The 3,279-nt window shown below is 70.4% G+C and carries 2 protein-coding genes and 2 pseudogenes; 2 read left to right on the top strand and 2 right to left on the bottom strand.

Translation table 11 applies throughout. The features are described 5' to 3' along the window. Positions 1-382, top strand: a pseudogene (locus tag D7X12_RS40370) (GTP-binding protein); the annotation flags it as partial. Positions 383-430: 48 nt separating this feature from the next. Here D7X12_RS40370 and D7X12_RS40365 read toward each other — a convergent pair. Continuing rightward, positions 431-1,936: an NADase-type glycan-binding domain-containing protein gene (locus D7X12_RS40365; protein ID WP_120630437.1), complete on the bottom strand. Its 1,506-nt coding sequence runs from the start codon at positions 1,934-1,936 to the stop codon at positions 431-433. A gap of 65 nt (positions 1,937-2,001) precedes the next feature. Further along, entirely contained in the window at positions 2,002-3,087 is a 1,086-nt protein-coding gene (locus tag D7X12_RS40360; RefSeq protein WP_120630436.1) for a DUF4388 domain-containing protein, read from the bottom strand. A 32-nt stretch (positions 3,088-3,119) separates the two neighbouring features. On the opposite strand from D7X12_RS40360, the pseudogene D7X12_RS44830 reads away from it, so the two are divergent. Further along, a pseudogene (locus D7X12_RS44830) lies at positions 3,120-3,279 on the top strand (metalloenzyme); the annotation flags it as partial.

Here is a 3,279-nt window from a genome sequence, read left to right as displayed (position 1 = left end):
GGACGCGGAGCGCGGCGGCACCGCCTACTGGCGGGTGGACTACTTCCCGGTGCGCACCCCGGACGGAGCGCTGCTGGGGGTGGGTGCCGCGGTGGTGGACATCAGCGACCACAAGCGCGCGGAGGCCGCCTTCTCCGCCGGGGACTACACCACCTGCGTCACCGCCTGCACCGACGCCGTCCGGCGCGCCATGGCCTTCGCGGGCGACGGCCCCCTGGCCCAGCAGGCCTTCCTGCTCCACGTGGACGGCGCGGACCTGCTGCGGTTGCAGGGGCTGTCCACCCAGTCGCACCTGCGCGTGGACGACGCCGCCTTCTCGCTCTACGTCCTGATGCAAGTGTTTGTCCGGCTCAATGCCGTAGGGCTTCCGACCGCCGGGTGAGCGCGGGGCCCCGTCCCCCGGTGGGACAGGGCCTCCGGGCGCTCACGTTCAGGGCGCGGGGCGGTAGCGCACCACGCGGATGGAGGCGCTCGTGGCGATGAAAGACGTGATGGACGCGATGCGCGCCGGGCTTCCCGACTTCGCCCATTCGAGCACGTGGACGCGGAGGGGCACGGCCCCGTTCGAGGACACGAGCACCACGTCCGCCGTCTTGCCCGTGTAGCGCACCAACGTCTGACGGAAGTCGAGCCCGGTCGAGCCGTAGCCGCCCTCCTCCCCCAGTCCGCGCAGGAAGGCCGTGGGCGCCGTCATCGCACCCTGGACAAACTCACCGTTCTGGAGCGCGTGTTCGAGCAACTCGGATTCGGTGCGCGCCGTGCCGCTCATGGCTTCCCTTTCGCTGCACTCCTGCTCGCAGTCGGTTTCCTCGTCGCCCTTGTTCTTCTTCTCGCAATCCGGCACGCAGGACTCGCGCTTGCGCTCCTCCGCCTCGCGCTCGCGCGCCTCCCTCTCGCGCATGGACGGAAGGGTTGCGAGCGCCCGCTCCCGGGAGGTGTCGTCCTTGATGATGAAGCCGGCATCGTCCAGGTGGAGCAGGCCGGCGACATCGATCAGGCCTTCGTCATCCATGACGGAGAGCGCCGTCCGCGCCTCGGCCTCCTGGGGCTTCCTCGCGGTGGCCGACACCCGCGTCCACGTCGCACGGGCCTCTGCGGACTCCATCCCTGCCCCTTCCAGGTCGACCTTCTGCATCAAGGCCGCCACCTGCCGCGCCTGCAAGAGCGCCGCGCGGTAGGACGCACCCTCCTGAAGCTTCGCGAGCAGCTCCACCGGGTTCTGACTGTTCAACACGCGGTTCAGCGTCAGCAGCGTCTCTGCCTCGTAGCTCGGCGGCCACGCAACCTTCGCCCCGGTGTCCTTGCGCGCGGCGGCCTGCTTGCGCTCCAACGCGAAGGCACGCACCTGTTCGAAGGCAGCGGCTTCCGCCTCCTGCCGGTACGAATCATCGCCTTCCACGTAGACGCGCAGGTCGCTCAGGCACGTGTCCTCGTATTTCGTGCCCGGGTATGTCGTCACGATCTTGAGTCGCACGCCTTCCACCTTCGCCGGCACGGGCAGCCGCACCTCCTGCCAGCCCTGCACGTCCCTCAGCTCCACCTCCAGCGGCGTGCCCGTCGTCTTGGGGCCCTTCTCTCCCTGGAGCAGCGGCTCCAGCTTCACCTTGCGAGGACGCGCGTTGGCCCGGAAGAGTTTGGCGGACTTCTGGAAACCGTTGCGCACGAAGAGGCGGTAGGCCTTCGCCTTCGTCAGCGCCGGGCCCCACCACTCCAGCGATTCACCTTCGCCGCGTCCCTTCACGCCTTCCACCCACGCGGTGGTCGGGTCTTCATCCGCGATGTAGAGCGGCAGGTAGTTCTGCTCGTGCTTGTTCAAGCTGTCCGACAGGAAGGAGGACGCCGTCACGCGGCGCGGGTGCAGCCGGTGCGCGCTTCCCGCATCGGGTTCGAGGAGCACAGGCGGCGCGGCGGCGAGCAGGAGCGACAGGAGCATCATGGCGTGCGTTCCTTCGTGAGAGGCGGATGGGATGGCACCCCGAGTCCTCCTGCGGCCAGGCCCCGTCAGCGCGGGAGCGTGAGCTGCAACAGCCCCATGCGGTGCAGCTTCGCCAGCGTCTTGAGCGTCTCCAGCTCGCGCGCGGGGCTGGCCAGCACCAGCGTGGACACGTCCCACGTGCCGCTGATCAGCCCGGCGATCTGCCGCTCCTCCGGCTTGAGCATCACCATGGCCTGGGGCGCCTGGACCATCTGCGGCACCACCAGCGGCGGCAGGTCCGCGTAGAGCGCCGCCACGTGCTCGCGCTGCACCAGGCGCGCGAACTCGCGCACGCGCCGGTCCGCGGGGTCGCTGGCCAGCAGGGACGCGCACACGATGCCGGCCGCGTCGTACTGGCCCTCGCGCATCAGCACAGCGCCCTTCTCCAGCATCTCCGCCACCGGATCCGCTTCCACCTGCGGCGCGCCGTCCACCTCCACCAGCTTCGCGCGCAGCAGCTCGTGCACCCGGCGCGTCACCGACGAGCGCGACACACCCATGGACAGCCGCAGCCGGCCCAGGTTCTGCGGCGTCGTCGTCAGGCCCAGGATGATCCGGTGCATCAACGGCTGGCTGGGGCTGGGCGGCGACAGCGCGCGCACGCTCATCGCGTCGATGGGCAGCGCCTTGTCCACGTCCCCCTGCTCGTCCACCCAGCGCAGGGATTCGAAGAGCAGCTCGCGGATGCTCATGTCGGACGGCACCCAGTCCTCACCGGTGCGGTCCGCGTCCTCCGTCCAGTGGAACGTGCCCCGCCCCGCGATGGTCAGGTCCGTCATCGCCGCGAACAGCTCCTCGCGGCCCAGGTCACGCACCCACCGCGCCTGCACCCCGTGCGCGTCGAAGGCCGCGTCCACGTCCGGCGTGCGCGTCAGCTCGTCGAACGCCGCCAGCACGCGCTGCCCCTGGGCCAGCTTCGGCAGGGACAGGAGCCGGGCCACGCGGCCGCGCAGGCCATCGCTCGCGGTGGCGCCCACCTGGCCGGACAGGAGGAACAACTTGCGCTCGCCCGCCTCCCACGACAGCTGCAACGTCCCCGTCTTGCGGGAGCTGTCCAGCCATTGGAGGAATTCGGGGAGCGGGTAGCTGAAGAGGTCGCCGTGGATGGCCATGCGTGTCGGATTCGAGGATACAGTTCCCCGCCGTGCGCGTCGCGGTCCTGTTCATCGACGGGGTGGGCATCGGACGGAAGGACCCGGCCGTGAACCCGCTCGCGGACCGCGACCACCTGCTGTCCTGGTTCCAGGACGCCCCCGCCCCCCTCCTCCCCCACGGCGGCTTCGGCCTCGCGGTGGACACCACCT

The sequence above is a fragment of the Corallococcus sicarius genome, assembly GCF_003611735.1.
Classification (GTDB): Bacteria; Myxococcota; Myxococcia; order Myxococcales; family Myxococcaceae; genus Corallococcus; species Corallococcus sicarius.
The sequence above is the reverse complement of the archived record's forward strand: the minus strand, read 5'-3'. Positions and strand labels throughout refer to the sequence as shown.

Excerpts from the sequence above, each read along its gene's own strand:
- D7X12_RS40365 (WP_120630437.1), bottom strand. The coding sequence starts at position 1,936 with ATGATGCTCCTGTCGCTCCTGCTCGCCGCCGCGCCGCCTGTGCTCCTC.
- D7X12_RS40360 (WP_120630436.1), bottom strand. The coding sequence starts at position 3,087 with ATGGCCATCCACGGCGACCTCTTCAGCTACCCGCTCCCCGAATTCCTC.